17 protein-coding genes are annotated in these 15612 nt (G+C 46.0%); 16 read left to right on the top strand and 1 reads right to left on the bottom strand.

Going from position 1 to position 15612, the window contains the following annotated elements; translation table 11 throughout:
- Nucleotides 1–135: 135 nt before the first annotated feature.
- The 16 genes from nifH to CTH_RS11755 all read left to right on the top strand — a co-directional run bounded on the left by nifH (nt 136) and on the right by CTH_RS11755 (nt 14999).
- Nucleotides 136–957: a nitrogenase iron protein gene (gene nifH, locus CTH_RS11830; RefSeq protein WP_078665332.1), complete on the top strand. Its 822-nt coding sequence runs from the start codon at nt 136–138 to the stop codon at nt 955–957.
- Between the two features lie 22 nt (nt 958–979).
- Complete coding sequence (gene nifD, locus CTH_RS11825; RefSeq protein ID WP_107754048.1) at nt 980–2566, top strand: nitrogenase molybdenum-iron protein alpha chain; 1587 nt, start codon at nt 980–982, stop codon at nt 2564–2566.
- A 17-nt stretch (nt 2567–2583) separates the two neighbouring features.
- On the top strand, nt 2584–3936 hold the full coding sequence (nifK, locus tag CTH_RS11820; protein WP_079907809.1) for a nitrogenase molybdenum-iron protein subunit beta: 1353 nt from the start codon (nt 2584–2586) through the stop codon (nt 3934–3936).
- 30 nt (nt 3937–3966) lie between these two features.
- Entirely contained in the window at nt 3967–5358 is a 1392-nt protein-coding gene (nifE, locus tag CTH_RS11815; RefSeq protein WP_078665329.1) for a nitrogenase iron-molybdenum cofactor biosynthesis protein NifE, read from the top strand.
- Entirely contained in the window at nt 5351–6706 is a 1356-nt protein-coding gene (locus CTH_RS11810; RefSeq protein ID WP_159071948.1) for a nitrogenase component 1, read from the top strand. Before nifE ends, CTH_RS11810 begins: the two co-directional genes overlap by 8 nt.
- Complete coding sequence (locus CTH_RS11805; protein ID WP_078665327.1) at nt 6700–7017, top strand: P-II family nitrogen regulator; 318 nt, start codon at nt 6700–6702, stop codon at nt 7015–7017. Before CTH_RS11810 ends, CTH_RS11805 begins: the two co-directional genes overlap by 7 nt.
- A gap of 16 nt (nt 7018–7033) precedes the next feature.
- Nucleotides 7034–7408, top strand: coding sequence for a P-II family nitrogen regulator (locus tag CTH_RS11800; protein ID WP_078665326.1), 375 nt, complete (start codon nt 7034–7036; stop codon nt 7406–7408).
- Between the two features lie 74 nt (nt 7409–7482).
- Nucleotides 7483–8334 carry a radical SAM protein gene (locus CTH_RS11795; protein WP_107754046.1) on the top strand — a complete coding sequence of 284 codons (852 nt, stop codon included), beginning with the start codon at nt 7483–7485 and terminating at the stop codon, nt 8332–8334.
- Complete coding sequence (locus tag CTH_RS11790; protein WP_159073887.1) at nt 8303–8644, top strand: NifB/NifX family molybdenum-iron cluster-binding protein; 342 nt, start codon at nt 8303–8305, stop codon at nt 8642–8644. Before CTH_RS11795 ends, CTH_RS11790 begins: the two co-directional genes overlap by 32 nt.
- A 2-nt stretch (nt 8645–8646) precedes the next feature.
- Nucleotides 8647–9420 carry a molybdate ABC transporter substrate-binding protein gene (modA, locus tag CTH_RS11785; protein ID WP_159071946.1) on the top strand — a complete coding sequence of 258 codons (774 nt, stop codon included), beginning with the start codon at nt 8647–8649 and terminating at the stop codon, nt 9418–9420.
- A 1-nt stretch (nt 9421) separates the two neighbouring features.
- Nucleotides 9422–10141, top strand: coding sequence for a molybdate ABC transporter permease subunit (modB, locus tag CTH_RS11780; RefSeq protein WP_107754041.1), 720 nt, complete (start codon nt 9422–9424; stop codon nt 10139–10141).
- Complete coding sequence (locus tag CTH_RS11775; RefSeq protein WP_107754039.1) at nt 10089–10733, top strand: ATP-binding cassette domain-containing protein; 645 nt, start codon at nt 10089–10091, stop codon at nt 10731–10733. The genes modB and CTH_RS11775 overlap by 53 nt, the downstream gene beginning before the upstream one ends.
- Nucleotides 10730–11545 (top strand): beta/alpha barrel domain-containing protein, encoded by an 816-nt coding sequence (locus tag CTH_RS11770; protein ID WP_078665320.1) that lies wholly within the window; start codon nt 10730–10732, stop codon nt 11543–11545. The genes CTH_RS11775 and CTH_RS11770 overlap by 4 nt, the downstream gene beginning before the upstream one ends.
- Nucleotides 11546–11651: 106 nt before the next feature.
- Nucleotides 11652–12749: a class II glutamine amidotransferase gene (locus CTH_RS11765; protein WP_078665319.1), complete on the top strand. Its 1098-nt coding sequence runs from the start codon at nt 11652–11654 to the stop codon at nt 12747–12749.
- Nucleotides 12749–14248 carry a glutamate synthase-related protein gene (locus tag CTH_RS11760; RefSeq protein ID WP_107754037.1) on the top strand — a complete coding sequence of 500 codons (1500 nt, stop codon included), beginning with the start codon at nt 12749–12751 and terminating at the stop codon, nt 14246–14248. Before CTH_RS11765 ends, CTH_RS11760 begins: the two co-directional genes overlap by 1 nt.
- Before the next feature lie 13 nt (nt 14249–14261).
- Entirely contained in the window at nt 14262–14999 is a 738-nt protein-coding gene (locus CTH_RS11755; protein ID WP_107754035.1) for a GltB/FmdC/FwdC-like GXGXG domain-containing protein, read from the top strand.
- Between the two features lie 44 nt (nt 15000–15043).
- Here the strand turns inward: CTH_RS11755 and CTH_RS11750 are convergent, their stop codons facing one another.
- Complete coding sequence (locus CTH_RS11750; protein ID WP_107754033.1) at nt 15044–15418, bottom strand: hypothetical protein; 375 nt, start codon at nt 15416–15418, stop codon at nt 15044–15046.
- Nucleotides 15419–15612: the final 194 nt, after the last annotated feature.

The raw sequence follows: 15612 nt of genomic DNA, 5'->3' as shown, positions 1-15612 counted from the left end.
TTAACAAATGAAAATAGGGTGCAGGGAAGTGCCTACTGTGGCAACGGAGTCATTCGCGAAGCAATTGCGAATGACTCCGTTTTTTGTTGGAGAGGAGCGAAGAATTATACTTTAACAATTCAGGAGGCGATATTAATGCGACAAATAGCTATTTATGGAAAAGGCGGGATAGGCAAGTCTACAACCACCCAGAATTTGACGGCAGCTCTGGCGGAAGCAGGAAAAAAGGTAATGATTGTGGGCTGTGACCCCAAAGCTGATTCCACCCGTTTGATTCTACATGGGCTGGCCCAGAGAACGGTACTGGATGTGTTGCGGGAAGAAGGCGAGGGCATGGTAGAGCTGGAAGATATTATGAAACTGGGTTTTGGTGGTATTAAGTGCGTGGAATCCGGTGGACCAGAACCCGGGGTGGGATGTGCCGGTCGGGGTATTATTACTGCCATTAATATGCTGGAGAACCTGGATGCCTATGAACAGGAGCTGGACTACGTTTTCTACGATGTTCTGGGGGATGTGGTTTGCGGAGGTTTCGCCATGCCGATTCGGGAAGGCAAGGCCAAGGAAATCTATATTGTTACCAGTGGGGAAATGATGGCAATGTATGCGGCCAACAACATTTGCAAGGGTATCCGTAAATATGCTCACCAGGGCGGGGTGCGTCTCGGTGGTATTATCTGCAACAGTAGAAAAGTTGAAAACGAAGAGGAAATGATCAGAGCTTTTTGCAAAAAACTGGGAACACAGCTGATTCAGTTTATACCCAGGGACAATATAGTGCAACGGGCTGAGATCAATAAAAAGACTGTGATTGATTATGACCCAACAGCCCCTCAGGCTGATGTGTATCGCAGTCTGGCAAAAAATATCGATGAAAATGACATGTTTGTTATTCCTACTCCTCTACATCAGGATGAGCTGGAGAAATTGCTGATTGAATACGGGTTACTGGATTAACAAACTGAGAAGGGGTGGAACTATGGCTATAGAAAAAGCAAGGCACAAGCAGATCCTTGAAAAGATGTTAGAACATTATCCGTCTAAAATTGCCAAGGAAAGAAAACAACATATGGTGGTAATTGACCCGGCTGCTCCTGACCAGCACATTCTGGCGGATGTTTCCACTATTCCTGGCATTATGACCAACCGGGGCTGTACTTATGCCGGCTGTAAAGGAGTGGTGATGGGACCGATCAAAAACGTTTTGCATATAACCCATGGCCCGATTGGTTGCGGTTTCTATACCTGGAACACGAGAAGAAATTTTGCCACTCCCGAAGAAGGTTATGATTATTTCAATCACTATTGCCTCTCCACTGATATGCAGGAAAAGGACATTGTTTTCGGTGGAGAAAAGAAGCTCTATCAGGCGATAAAGGAAGCTTATGAAATCTTTAAACCTAAATACATCGGGATTTATGCTACTTGCCCTGTGGGCTTAATCGGAGATGATATTCATTCCGTAGCAAAAAAGGCCGAAGAGGAACTGGGGGTTAAAGTGCTGGCTTTCAGCTGTGAAGGGTACAAAGGCGTAAGCCAGTCAGCAGGCCACCATATTGCCAATAACGGAGTGATTACCAGGGTTGTAGGGACTCAGGAACTGGAAAATCCAACTCCTTTTGATATTAATATCTTCGGTGAATATAACATCGGGGGTGATGTCTGGGTCATTAAGCCCTTGCTGGAGCGAATCGGCTACCGGGTAGTCAGCGTGTTTACCGGTGATGCCAAATACGAGGACCTGGCCAGAGCTCATCAGGCTAAACTATCTATCCTGATGTGTCACCGTTCCATCAATTATTCCAACCAGATGATGGAGCAAAAATATGGAGTGCCCTGGTTGAAAGTTAACTACATCGGTATTGAAGCAACCATTAGATCTTTAAGGGAAATGGCCAGGTTTTTTGATGATCCACAATTAACCGCTAATACGGAAAAAGTGATAGCCGAGGAACTGGCGGCCATTCAGCCGCAACTGGAATACTACCGGCAACGGCTAAAAGGCAAAAAGGTTATGATTTTTACCGGTGGTTCCCGTTCTCATCATTATCAGGAGCTTTGCGCTGATTTAGGGATGGAAGTTATTATGGCGGGCTACCAGTTTGCCCACCGGGATGATTATGAGGGTAGAAAAATCATTCCTGAAATCAAACCCCATCCCTATCATAAAACCATTGATGATTATACCTTTAAGCTGCAACCAGGCCATAAACCCCCTTTTGATGAACAGTTTATTGAGCGCAAAAAACATGAACTACCTGACCACCTGATGAATTACGAAGGCATGATGGTGCACATGAAAGAAGGGGCCTTTGTAATAGATGATCTTAACCACTATGAAACTGAGTTTCTAATTAAAGAAATTAAACCTGATCTGTTTTTGTCCGGGATTAAGGACCGGTATGTGACCCAGAAAATGGGCATACCTTCCCGCCAGCTCCATTCTTACGACTATAGCGGGCCCTATACTGGCTTTCAAGGAGCAATCCAATTTGCCCGGGATATGGATATGGCTATTAACAATCCCCTGTGGAAACAAATTACTCCACCCTGGGCAAGTATGTAAACAGGAGGGGAAAAAAGATGAAGGCAGTCAATTACGCTGTTGAGCGGGAAGCATTAGTCGTTAATCCCGTTAAAACCTGTCAACCCATTGGAGCCGTTTATGCGGCTCTGGGGATTCATGGCTGTATGCCTCACAGCCACGGATCCCAGGGTTGTGCCTCTTATCTGCGCATGCATTTATCCAGGCATTTTCGGGAACCGGCCCTCTGTACAACCAGCTCCTTTTCTGAAGGCCAGGTGGTCTTTGGGGGAAGTGCCAACTTAAAGCAGGGTATTAAAAACCTGGTTAAGATATATCGACCGCAGGTAGTGGCTGTGCACACTACCTGTTCAGCGGAAACCATTGGGGATGATGTTCCTGGAATTATTGCCGAGCTGAAGAAAACAGGGGAAGTACCGGAAGATTTGATTATCTTCAGTGCCAGTACGCCCAGTTATGTAGGCAGTCATATCACTGGTTTTGCCAATATGATCAAAGCAGCGGTAGAAGCCCTGGCCACACCAGGCGAAAAAAACTCCAGAATCAATTTGCTTCCAGGCTTTGTGAACCCGGGGGATGTGCGGGAAATAAAGCGCATCTTGAGCTTGATGGATATTGATGCTATTGTCTTGCCGGATGTGTCCGGTGTGCTGGATGCGCCCATGACTGGAGAATTAAAGCTTTATCAGGACGGTGGCACCCGGACCGAAGACATTAAAGATATGGCCAATGCTCAGGTTACCATTGCCCTGGGAGAAGAAGCCAATCTCTTAGCTGGAGAGTATCTGGAAGAAAAATTTAAAGTGCCCTTAGAAGTGCTACCTGTGCCGATTGGGGTTGAAAATACAGACCTATTCTTGATGACCCTGGCCAAATATACAGGAAAACCAATTCCGCCTGAATTGGAAGAGGAAAGAGGGCGGTTGATGGATATGTTACTGGATGCCCATGCTCACTGGTATGGTAAACGGGTGGCTATCTATGGAGATCCCGACCTTACCCTGGCGCTGGTGGGTATGGCCAAAACCCTGGGCCTGATTCCAGCCTATGTAGTAACCGGAACCAGGAGTGACAGCTGGCAACGGCAGGTTGAGGCCCTGACTCCTGAAGCCAGGGTTGCAAATGGAGCGGATTTATTTACTTTGCATGGCTGGATTAAGGAAGAAAAGGTAGATTTACTGCTGGGCAATACCTACGGAAAATTTATCGCCCGGGAAGAAAAAATACCTCTGGTTCGCGTTGGTTTTCCTGTCCTGGATCGGGCTAATTTGCAGCATTTTCCTCTAGTTGGTTACCGGGGAATGGCCTGGCTGGCCGAGCGTATTGGCAATACCCTGCTTGATTGGAAAGATATGTTTATTGAAAAACACAGATTGGAGCTGGTTCAGTAAGGTTTCTATTCCGGAAAGGAGGGAAAGATTATGGCATTAAACTGTAAAAATATCCTGCTGCCTGACCGGGAAAAACAAATCTGCTACCAGCGTAAGGATAAGGAAGCAGATGTTGTTTGTGATGTAAATTCCCTGGCAGGGGCTTTAAGTCAGAGAGGGTGTGTCTATTGTGGCGCCAGAGTGGTATTAAACCCAATAACTGATGCGGCTCATCTGGTTCACGGGCCAATAGGCTGTGCTGCTTACACCTGGGATATTCGTGGCAGTCTAACCTCCGGACCGGATTTGTATCGTAACAGTTTTTCCACCGATATGCAGGAAAAAGATGTGATTTTCGGCGGGGAAGCCAAATTGGCGGGGGCTTTGCGCGGAATAATTCGCGATTACCGGCCACAGGCAGTATTTGTTTATGCTACTTGTATTGCCGGAATCATTGGCGATGATTTGCAGGCCGTCTGCAAGCAAATTCAAGCTGAAACAGGAATTCGTGTTATTCCGGTGCAGTCAGAAGGATTTATGGGCAACAAATCAGCAGGGTACCGGGCAGCCTGTGACGCCTTATTGAAACTGATCGGCACCCACCCTGCTCCTCCCCCTGTTTCACCCTTAAGTATCAACATTTTAGGAGAGTTTAATCTCGCCGGAGAACTCTGGGTGATCAAAAACTATCTTGAGGCTCTGGGAATAGAGGTGGTTAGCACACTGACTGGAGATGGCCGGGTAGATGAGATTGCCCGCGCTCATACGGCGAAATTAAATGTTGTTCAGTGTGCCGGATCAATGACCTACCTTGCTAGGAAAATGAAAGAAAAATACGGTATTCCTTATCTTCAAGTAAGTTTTGCCGGGTTGCAGGATACAGAACAAGCGTTGATGGATATTGCTCAGTTTTTCGCCAGCCAGGATGAGGAAATCGTATATCGTGCCCGTCGTTTTTGTATAAAACAAAGAGATTTAATCACCTGGGAATTACAACAATACAAGCAGATGCTTAAAGGCAAAAAAGCAGCAGTTTATATGGGAGGAGCATTTAAAACCATCTCTTTAATTAAAATGTTCCGGGATCTGGGAATGGAAGTTGTTATCGCTGGTTCTCAGACGGGGAAAGCTGAGGAATACAAGCAAATTCAGCGTGAGCTTGGAGACACAGGAGTAATAATTGATGATGCTGGAGCCCTGGAGTTATCCGCTTTTTTAGCTGAATTTCAGCCTGATGTTCTTGTTGGAGGTGTTAAAGAACGACCTCTGGCCTATAAGGCGGGTAAGGGGTTTGTGGATTTTAACCATGAACGGAAGAAAAGTTTTGCCGGCTATGAGGGTATGCTCAATTTTGCCCGTGAAGTTGCAGCAACTGTGCTCAGCCCGGTCTGGTCCCAGCTGGTAACTGCTGCCCGGATGACAAGGAGTGATGTCTATGGCTGAGCATGAGTACAAAGCTGTAGTCAATCCTTGCAAACTGTGTATGCCTTTGGGAGCGGTACTGGCGTTAAAAGGGGTGGAAGCTACTGTTATCCTCCTGCATGGCTCCCAGGGCTGTGCTACTTATATGAGACGCTTTTTAGGCGGACATTTTAATGAACCGGTAGATATAGCTTCCACGGCGTTAACAGAAAAAGACGCCATTTATGGCGGAGGAAGCAATTTGGAGAGAGCTTTTGCCAATATTCTGCGTCAATATCAATCGGTACAGATGATTGGCATTCCTACTACCTGTCTGGCGGAAACTATCGGTGATGATGTAGAACTAATGGTTGAGAAGCTGAAAAAGGAAGGAAAGACAGCCAGCGTGGAGGTAGTACCTGTTTCTACCCCCAGTTATGCTGGTACTCATCTGGAAGGTTATTATACAGCGATCTACCAGATAGCCAAACATTTAGTTAAGCCCCCGCAACAAAAAAACTGTTATGATCTTAACTTGATCCCGGGCATAATTTCACCGGCCGATATCCGCTATCTCAAGCGCTTGCTGGCAACCATTGAAGTAGAAGCTGTTTTCTTTCCTGATTACTCTGAGACTCTGGATGGGGGAGCTACTATCTCTTATCCTCTTATTCCAGAGGGAGGTACCCCTTTAACTCAAATCCGAAGATTGGCCCAGGCCCGTTATACTATGCAAATGGGATTAAGCTCTTCAAAACTGGAAACTGTGGGAGATTATTTATTAAAGGAATTTGCTGTTCCTTTGGAACGAATACCCTTGCCTGTCGGGCTCAAAGGAACCGATCGTCTTGTGGGTCAACTGCTGAGATTGAAAGGCCTGCAATCCTTGCCGGCGGAAATCGAAAAAGAAAGAAATCGCCTGCTGGATGCCATGGTGGATGCCCACAAAGTTCTCTTCGGCAAACGCCCGGCTATTTATGGAGATGCTGATCTGGTTGAGGCCCTAACTGGCTTTGCCCTGGAACTGGGAATGCAGCCGGCTGTTTTAAGTATTGGCGGTGATAATCCTGAAACTGTCCAGCGCTTAGAACAACTTACCCGAAATTTAACCAGGCGACCTGTAATTTTAAACCGGGCTGATTTTACCGAAATCAGACAGGCAGTTAGACAAAGTAAAGCTGATTTATTGATTGGAGGCTCGGATGGGGAATATATCGAACGGACAGAGGGAATACCCCTGGTTCGGACTGGTTTCCCGGTGGATGACCGATTTGGCAGTCAGCGTCAGTTGATTGTAGGTTATGAAGGAGCAATGCGGTTACTGGATTTGTGGGCCAACGCTTATCTGGAACTTGAACAAAAAAAGTTAAGGAGGGAAACAAAATGTTAATGATCAGGGCGATTATCCGGCCGGAAAGAGAAAAACAAACAGTGGAAGCACTGGCAAATGCCGGTTTTATTTCCTTGACCAAAATGTATGTTTTTGGGCGGGGCAGGCAAAAAGGAATTCAAGTGGGACCAATTGTTTATGACGAGCTTCCTAAAGTTCAATTAATGCTGGTTGTTCAGGATGAAGAAGCAGATAAAGCAGTTAAGATTATTGAAAATACGGCTCGAACCGGCAATATCGGTGATGGTAAAATTTTTGTTTCGCCCGTAGAGGAAGTTTATACTATCAGAACCGGCAGCAAAGGCTTATAGCGGGGAGGGAGAAATTATGAAAGAAGTGATGGCTATTCTCCGCCGCTCTAAAATTCAGGAAACCAAGGCAGCTCTGGATGGTTTGGGGTTTAATGCTTTTCATTTATACAGTGTCAGTGGTCGAGGTAAACAAAAAGGTATTTTAAGTGAAATTGATCCGCCAATGGGAGAAATAATTAGTGAAAGGTATTCCGAGGAGGCGACCTACTCCTTTATTCCCAAACGATTATTGCACATTATAGTTGCTGACGAAGATGTCCAGCAGGTTGTAGATACCATTATCAGAGTCAATCAAACTGGTTATTACGGGGATGGCAAAATCTTTGTCTGTCCTATCAAGGAAGTAGTACGGATTAGGACTTCAGAAAAAGGAAAGGAAGCACTTAAATAGTAAAACGGTGATACTGGAAGGCAAAGGAGCCTCGGTTTTGAGGCTCCTGATTTTTTATAAAGGTGGGAGTAAAGATGTGGTGTGAACAAAAAATAACTGAACATCCTTGCTTAAATAAAGAAGTAGCCGGAAAAAAAGGGCGCGTGCATTTGCCGGTTGCTCCCCGTTGCAATATTAAATGCCGTTATTGTTCGCGGAAATATGATTGTGCCAATGAAAATCGGCCCGGGGTGGCCAGTACTTTGTTAAAACCCTGGCAGGCCATATACAGGCTTAAAGAAATTCTGGAGAAAGACGAACGCATTAGCGTTGTAGGCATAGCTGGCCCTGGAGATCCTTTGGCAAATAAAGAAACCTTTGAAACTTTTCGCCTGGTTAATGAACATGCCCCGGGGCTGCTCAAGTGTTTAAGTACCAATGGTTTACTGCTACCCGATTATATTGAAGAAATAAAAGCTTTGAGAATCGATAGTTTAACAGTAACTGTTAATGCTGTGGATCCTACCATAGGGAATCAAATCTATGACTGGGTTTTATATAAAGGGCAAATTTTGCGGGGCCTATCTGGTGCCAGCAAGTTATTATCCAACCAGCTGATGGGAATTGAAGCAGCAGTAAAACATGGGATAGTTGTTAAAGTTAACACAGTTTTAATCCCGGGTATAAATGATCATCACGTGAGCGAAATAGCCCGGGTAATGCGAGACTTAGGGGTATATGTGATGAATATTATGCCATTAATACCTCAGGCGGATTTTGCTCATTTAACCCCTCCTTCTCCGGAAGAATTATTAAGAATCCGCCAGCAAAACAGGGTATTTATACCACAAATGGATCATTGTCGCCAGTGTCGGGCTGATGCTATCGGTTTACTGGGAGAGGAGGAGTCCAATTATGATCAAAAAATTTGCTGTGGCCAGCAGTGATGGAAAAGTTATCAATCAACACTTTGGCAGAGCGGGAAAGTTTTATATTTTTGAGGTTGTGGATGAGGGGTATAAATTAGTGGATATACGAGCCAATCGGCCACCCTGTCCCGTATCAACAGGGGATGAATCTCTGATGGATCAAACTATTGAGCTAATTTCCGACTGCCAGCTGGTTCTGGCAGTTCGCATTGGATTAGGAGCTTTAACCAAATTGAAACAAAAGGGAATTAAGGGGATCTGGGCGCTGGGACCTATAGTTGCTGAAACTTTTGATCATTATCTTGGCCAATGCGAAAAGGATGGGTAGTTATGAGAAGCTGGATTATTATTTTCCTTTTCCTACTTATCACAATAGGCGGTTGGAGCAGGTTAGTCAAACCTGATGCTGTTGAATCGCCAGTTATAGTGGTAGCGGCTGCCAGCAGTTTAAGAGAACCCCTGGATGAAGTGGCAACAAAATATGAACAAAAAAACAAAAACATTAAGATAAAAATTGTCTATGGCGGTTCAGAGACCTTAAAAGAGCAAATATTGCATGGAGCGCAAATAGACCTTTTTCTTTCAGCCGGGATAGAACCTGTTCAGGATTTGTATAGCCAAAAAAAGGTTGCTGAAATTTTTAATTTTTTAAGGAATGAACTGGTTTTAGTTACAACTAAAGATAATAACATGATTAAAGATTTTAATGATTTGAAACAATCAGAGGTAAAACTGATCAGTATAGCTTTACCTTCTTCAGCGCCTGTGGGGAAATATGGTTTGGAGGTACTAGAAGCTCTAGGGCTGTGGGAAAAGGTTGATGAAAAAATAGTTTTTGCAAAAGACGCCAGCCAGGTTGCTTTGTTTGTGGCAACAGGTAATGCTGACGCAGGTTTAGTATATCGAACGGATGTGTATAAATTTAACAACCTAAAGGTTACTGCTATTGCCGACAAGAAACTACACAGTCCAATCGTTTACCAAATGGCTATATTAAATGAAGCAACAAATCTACGAGAGACGCGAGAATTTGCTCGATTTCTGTTACAAGGGGAAAGTCAAGCAATTTTTACGAAATATGGTTTTAAGAAAGGGATGGACTAAGATGAATACTATTGATTGGAGTCCGTTGTTATTATCTTTAAAAATTGCCCTTCTGGCAGTAGGAATAAATTTGTTGCTGACAATACCATTGGCCTGGATAATGAGTAAAAGAAAAATTTATTTAAAACAAATCTGGGAAAGCATCTTTATTTTACCGCTGGTTTTACCTCCTTCCGTAGTAGGTTTTGGGCTGTTGTTGCTGGGACATTGGCTAAATGAAGTGTTGAATATCCAGATAGTATTTACCTGGTTAGGTGCATTCCTGGCAGCGACGATAGTTGCTTTTCCCATTATTTATCAGAGTATGCGCTATAGTTTTGACGCTATTGATGAACAGCTGGAAATGGCAGCCAGGAGTTTGGGGGCAGGGGAATGGCGAGTTTTTTGGACTATTACTTTACCCCTTGCCTGGCCAGGGATTGTTTCGGGACTGATTATGGGTTTAGCCAGAGCACTGGGGGAGTTTGGGGCCACATTAATGATTGCTGGCAATATTCCTGGACAAACCCAAACCCTTGCTACAGCAGTATATTATGCAGTGGAGGAAGGGAACTGGCAGAAAGCTGGTATGCTGGTTAGCATTTTAGTATTAATTTGTTTCTGTTTAATTTATAGTTTAAATTCATGGATTCCATTGATTAAAAAACAATACAGGATGGAGGATAAGGATGTTGCAGGCCAATTTTTACAAAAAAATGCCTATGTACGATTTGAACGTTAACTTTCAAATCACTAATGAGGTTTTGGTCATTTATGGTCCTTCTGGTGCAGGTAAGAGTACGATTTTGCACTGTATCGCTGGTATTGTCACCCCGGAGAAAGGTTTAATTAAGTTTGGAGAAAAGATTTTTTATTCTCATAAACAAGGGTTGCAGTTACCGGTGAGAAAACGGGGGATCGGGTTTGTTTTTCAAGAGTTTGCCCTTTTTCCTCATCTATCGGTGAAAGAAAATATCCTGTACGGTATGAGGCGGAAAGGAAAAACCACGGTGGATTTCGATGAAATAATTGATTTCTTAAGAATCAGACCTTTGTTAACTAGTTACCCGGGCAGCATATCAGGGGGAGAAAAGCAAAGAGTGGCACTGGCACGGGCTTTAGTCTCGGCTCCTGATTTATTGTTAATGGATGAACCAATGTCAGCACTGGATTGGGATTTAAGAAAAACTATACAACGGGAATTGAAACAAATGCAAAAACGCTGGCAGATTCCTATGATTGTAGTTACTCACGACCTGCAGGAAGGGGAATATCTGGCTGATAAAATGCTTCTGCTGGAAAAAGGCCAACAAATCTGGGGGCGGTTAGCATGACACTGAAGATTATTGATACTACCTTGAGAGATGGGGAACAGGCAGCAGGTGTAGTTTTTGGGATTGAAGATAAAATATTGATAGCCAGATGGCTGGATGCGATAGGTGTAGATTTTATTGAGGCAGGGATTCCGGCAATGGGGGAAATTGAACAGCGCTCATTGAAAAAATTAGCAGAAATAAATTTAAAGGCCAAACTCATTACCTGGAACCGGGCCAGAAAATGTGATATCTTGCAATCTATACAATGTGGTTTTAAATTGATACACATTTCTGTCCCTGCCTCGGATATTCAGATTCGTTATAAATTACAAAAAGATCGCCACTGGGTATTAGGTCAGTTGCGGGAAGTATTGTCTTTTGCCAGACAACAGGGATGCCAGTTTAGTGTCGGTGCTGAAGATGCTTCACGCGCCGACCTGTTTTTTTTAACCCAATTAGCCCAGGAAGCAGAAAAACTTGGGGCTACCAGGTTAAGAGTGGCCGATACTGTAGGCATCTTAGACCCTTTTCGAACTTTTGAAATGATCCATTTTTTAAGAGGAAAAGTTTCTATACCCATTGAGTTTCACGGCCACAATGATTTTGGTCTGGCAACAGCCAACGCTTTAGCCGCATACAAAGCCGGCGCATTATGGATTAACACAACGGCTGGCGGTTTAGGAGAAAGGGCTGGGAATACAAGTCTGGGCCAATTTCTACGGGTACTGGTTGAAATTAATAAGGAACATTTGGAAATTGACTGGCAGACAGTCGACCATCTAGAAAACTATGTTATAGAAAAAGCCAAAAAATGTCTGGCAGCCTGTTAGAAATATATACTGTATTCATACATTGCGTTCATAGACATAAACTTTCCTTCAATGTTATAATAAAACCTATCATTTTTATAATTTGTACAATAGGTAGGTGAGAAGCATGCTGGGAATTAGACCACGCATTCCATCAGGCTGTGCTATCAGTGGGATCATGAGCCGGAAAGGCCGGCGCATGAACGGAGAGGCAATAATCCAATCCATTGCCCTGATGCATGATCGCTCCAACGGACTGGGCGGCGGCTTTGCAGCCTACGGCATTTATCCGCAATATAAGGACCATTATGCTTTCCATATGATGTATCACTCAGAAACAGCGAAAATCAATACCGAAATGTATATTCGGGAATATTTTTTCATTGATGGTTCGGAACCTCTTCCCACCCGGCCTTTGCCCCAAATCGGGGAAAGCCCGATTTTGTGGCGTTATTTTCTGCGGGTGCGGCCAGAGGCGCTGAATGTTAACGGCTTCCTGAAAGATGAGAGGGATTTTGTAGTAGATGTGGTTATGTATATCAATAACCAGATCGACGGTGCCTTTGTGGCTTCTTCCGGCAAAAACATGGGAGCATTCAAGGGGGTCGGCTACCCGGAAGATATCGGCCGCTTCTACCGGCTGGAAGAATATGAAGCCTATCTCTGGACTGCCCATGGCCGTTTCCCCACCAATACTCCCGGCTGGTGGGGTGGGGCCCATCCCTTTTGCCTGCTGGACTGGTCGGTAGTTCATAATGGGGAAATCACCAGCTATGGCATTAATAAACGTTATCTGGAGATGTTTGGCTATAAATGCAATTTACAAACCGATACAGAAGTAGTAACATATATCTTCGACCTGATGGTGAGAAGACAGAAACTGCCATTTGCCATTGCGGCCAAAGCGGTGGCACCTGAATTCTGGCATAAAATTGACCGCTTGCCAGCGGATGAAAAAGAGCTGATTACAGCTATCCGTCAGGTCTATGGTTCGGCTCTTCTTAACGGCCCCTTCAGCATTATTCTGGGCCACAGCCGGGGCATGCTGGGACTGTCTGACCGCATTAAACTCCGGCCCATGGTAGCGGCAGAAAAGGATGATCTGTTCTTCCTGGCCAGTGAGGAAAGTGCTATTCGGGAAATTTGCCCGGCTCCCGATCGGGTCTGGGCCCCCAGAGGTGGCGAACCGGTACTGGTAGAACTGGAAGAGGGGGTAGAGGTCTGATGAAAAGCATTGCAGCAGAATTTCGGGTAGTTATCGAACATGACCGCTGCCGCCGCTGTCAGCGCTGTGTCAGGGAATGTTCCTTCGGGGCCCTGTCCTGGCAGGACCGGGTGGTAGCCAAACACCGGGACTGCGTGGCCTGTCGCCGTTGTATGTTCGTCTGTCCGGAGGATTGTATTTATATTACACAAAACCCGGCGGTTTTCAAGGAGAATGCCCACTGGCAACCCCGGGTAATCAATAATGTGAAAAAACAGGCGGCTACGGGCGCCAAGCTGCTGACTGCCACAGGCAATGACAAGCCCTGGAAAAACTATTTTGATCACATTGCCTTAGATGCCTGTCAGGTAACCAATCCTTCCCTGGACCCCTTGCGGGAACCCATGGAATTGCGCACTTATCTGGGTTCTCGCCCCGATGGCATCAAGGTGGTGGAAGGGCCTGGTGGTTACCGGTTGGCAGAGCCGCTGCCGCCGCAGATCAAGCTGGAAACACCTCTGGTATTTGCCGCTATGTCCTTTGGTGCCATTAGCCTTAATGCCCACCGGGCCCTGGCCAAAGCGGCAGCGGCAGCCGGGATCCTTTATAATACCGGGGAGGGCGGATTGCATCCTGAGTTGTATCAGTATGGGCAGAATACTATTGTGCAGGTGGCTTCCGGGCGTTTTGGCGTTACCCCGGAATATCTCAACCAGGCTGCCATGGTGGAAATCAAGGTCGGGCAGGGGGCCAAGCCCGGTATTGGCGGCCATTTACCCGGGGAGAAAGTGGATGGGGAAGTCTCCCGCACCCGTATGATTCCAGTGGGTTCAGATGCTATTTCACCGGCCCCTCACCATGATATCTACTCCATTGAGGACCTGGCCCAGCTGATTACTGCCATCAAAGAGGCTACCAATTACAGCAAACCGGTAGCGGTAAAAATCGCCGCTGTGCACAATGTAGCTGCTATCGCCAGCGGCATAGCCCGGGCTGGAGCCGATGTTATCACTATCGATGGCTTTCGGGGCGGTACCGGGGCCACGCCAGCCATGATTCGGGATCATGTCGGCATCCCTATTGAACTGGCTCTGGCTGCTGTTGATGATCGTTTGCGCCAGGAAGGAATCCGCAACCGGGTCAGCATTATCGCCGGGGGGGGTATTCGCCACAGTGCCGATGTGGTCAAGGCCCTGGCATTAGGGGCTGATGCCGTCATGATCGGTACTGCTGCCTTGATTGCTCTGGGCTGTACCATGTGCCAGAAATGCTATTCCGGTCGTTGTGCCTGGGGTATTGCTACCCAGGACCCCAACCTGACCAGACGGCTGGATCCGGAGTGGGGAGCGGAACAGCTGACCAATCTGATCCGGGGCTGGTCCCTGGAAATCAAGGAAATTCTAGGGGCGATGGGCGTCAATGCCGTAGAAAGCCTGCGGGGCAGTCGGGAACGGCTGCGGGCTGTGGGCTTGTCTGCGGAAGAAATGGAGATTCTGGGCTTAAAACATGCCGGCCGCTAAGGGGGGACAGGGAATGCAGAAACTGAATGGGAAAGGAATGCACTATAAAGACTTGAACCAGTGGCTAAAAGCCCAGGTAGCGGCAGGAGAACGGGAATTTTTGCTGGAAAATATCAATGGTCAGCGCTATCTTGGGACCGGTATCAGTGCTGATATAACCATCACCGTCCAGGGAACCCCGGGGTCTGATCTGGGGGCGTTTCTGGATGGTCCTACCATCATCGTCCACGGCAATGGCCAGGATGCCATCGGCAACACCATGAATGCGGGTAAAATTGTCATCCATGGTCAGGCCGGGGATGTTCTCGGCTATGCCATGCGGGGAGGCAAACTTTTCATCCGCGGCAGTGTGGGCTACCGGGTAGGTATCCACATGAAGGAATACCAGCAGCAACGGCCGGTAATGGTGATCGGCGGTAGTGCCGGCGACTTCCTGGGTGAATACATGGCCGGGGGTATACTGGTGGTACTGGGACTGGACCGGCAGCCTAATCAGCCTCTGGTAGGGGAACTGGTTGGTACAGGCATGCACGGTGGAGTCATCTATCTGCGGGGAGAAGTGGATCCTGCTCAACTGGGCAGAGAGTGCAGCATTTTTCCAGCTGATACTGAAGACCTACAATTATTGCGGGCAATTCTAGCTGAGTACTGTCAGGACTTCAGCCTGGAACTGGATACAATTATGGCAGAGCAGTTCTTTAAACTTCGCCCGGTTTCTACCCGGCCTTACGGGCAATTATATGTGGGATAAAGGAAAATCAACAAGGAGGGCGCTAAAGTGCCCTCCTTTTTACATTATACCAGGCTTAGTTTAACCAGATCTTTAAACAAAACAGTGTTAGCACCAATCATAGCCCCTAAGGCAGTTTCGCCAAAGGTATTGACAATGACATCTTCATCATTGGGAACTTTAACTCTGATTTCATAATCGGTAACGGTGACTAACAAAGCTACAGTCGAGCTGTTTGAATTATTAGGGTTAAGAGTAACATTAATATCTGTGCCGATTTGGGTGGGACTGCCTGTGGTCCAGTCAAAAACCTGAATAGTTATTAGGCGCTGATCATCTGGGTCCAGGTTCACGGAATTGATGCGGACCTGAATAGTGGAGGCATCTTTTCTAACTACCCCGGTTGATAAGGTGAGGTAATTATGTCCTTCATTAGTCATTTTCCTTATTCCTCCTTGTTTTTCCTTTATACCTGTATTAATTTATGTTGTTGTCAGAACAAGTGGGCTGGTTAATTTGTCTAATTTTTACCTATTGATTTTGTGTATGTGGTAGCTCTTGGGCCATAGCAATAAACAATATGAGGATAGCATTTGTCAGTATTTTCAGGTACAATAGTAGAAGTAGTCCACTA

The organism is Carboxydocella thermautotrophica, assembly GCA_003054495.1.
In the GTDB taxonomy this organism is placed as follows: Bacteria; Bacillota.
The sequence above is the reverse complement of the archived record's forward strand: the minus strand, read 5'-3'. Positions and strand labels throughout refer to the sequence as shown.

Coding starts and splice junctions, on each gene's coding strand:
- CTH_RS11810 (WP_159071948.1), top strand. CDS start 5,351: ATGGCTGAGCATGAGTACAAAGCTGTAGTCAATCCTTGCAAACTGTGT.
- nifE (WP_078665329.1), top strand. CDS start 3,967: ATGGCATTAAACTGTAAAAATATCCTGCTGCCTGACCGGGAAAAACAA.
- CTH_RS11800 (WP_078665326.1), top strand. CDS start 7,034: ATGAAAGAAGTGATGGCTATTCTCCGCCGCTCTAAAATTCAGGAAACC.
- CTH_RS11805 (WP_078665327.1), top strand. CDS start 6,700: ATGTTAATGATCAGGGCGATTATCCGGCCGGAAAGAGAAAAACAAACA.
- CTH_RS11795 (WP_107754046.1), top strand. CDS start 7,483: ATGTGGTGTGAACAAAAAATAACTGAACATCCTTGCTTAAATAAAGAA.
- CTH_RS11760 (WP_107754037.1), top strand. CDS start 12,749: ATGAAAAGCATTGCAGCAGAATTTCGGGTAGTTATCGAACATGACCGC.
- CTH_RS11790 (WP_159073887.1), top strand. CDS start 8,303: ATGATCAAAAAATTTGCTGTGGCCAGCAGTGATGGAAAAGTTATCAAT.
- CTH_RS11755 (WP_107754035.1), top strand. CDS start 14,262: ATGCAGAAACTGAATGGGAAAGGAATGCACTATAAAGACTTGAACCAG.
- nifH (WP_078665332.1), top strand. CDS start 136: ATGCGACAAATAGCTATTTATGGAAAAGGCGGGATAGGCAAGTCTACA.
- nifD (WP_107754048.1), top strand. CDS start 980: ATGGCTATAGAAAAAGCAAGGCACAAGCAGATCCTTGAAAAGATGTTA.
- nifK (WP_079907809.1), top strand. CDS start 2,584: ATGAAGGCAGTCAATTACGCTGTTGAGCGGGAAGCATTAGTCGTTAAT.
- modB (WP_107754041.1), top strand. CDS start 9,422: ATGAATACTATTGATTGGAGTCCGTTGTTATTATCTTTAAAAATTGCC.
- CTH_RS11775 (WP_107754039.1), top strand. CDS start 10,089: ATGTTGCAGGCCAATTTTTACAAAAAAATGCCTATGTACGATTTGAAC.
- CTH_RS11770 (WP_078665320.1), top strand. CDS start 10,730: ATGACACTGAAGATTATTGATACTACCTTGAGAGATGGGGAACAGGCA.
- CTH_RS11750 (WP_107754033.1), bottom strand. CDS start 15,418: ATGACTAATGAAGGACATAATTACCTCACCTTATCAACCGGGGTAGTT.
- modA (WP_159071946.1), top strand. CDS start 8,647: ATGAGAAGCTGGATTATTATTTTCCTTTTCCTACTTATCACAATAGGC.
- CTH_RS11765 (WP_078665319.1), top strand. CDS start 11,652: ATGCTGGGAATTAGACCACGCATTCCATCAGGCTGTGCTATCAGTGGG.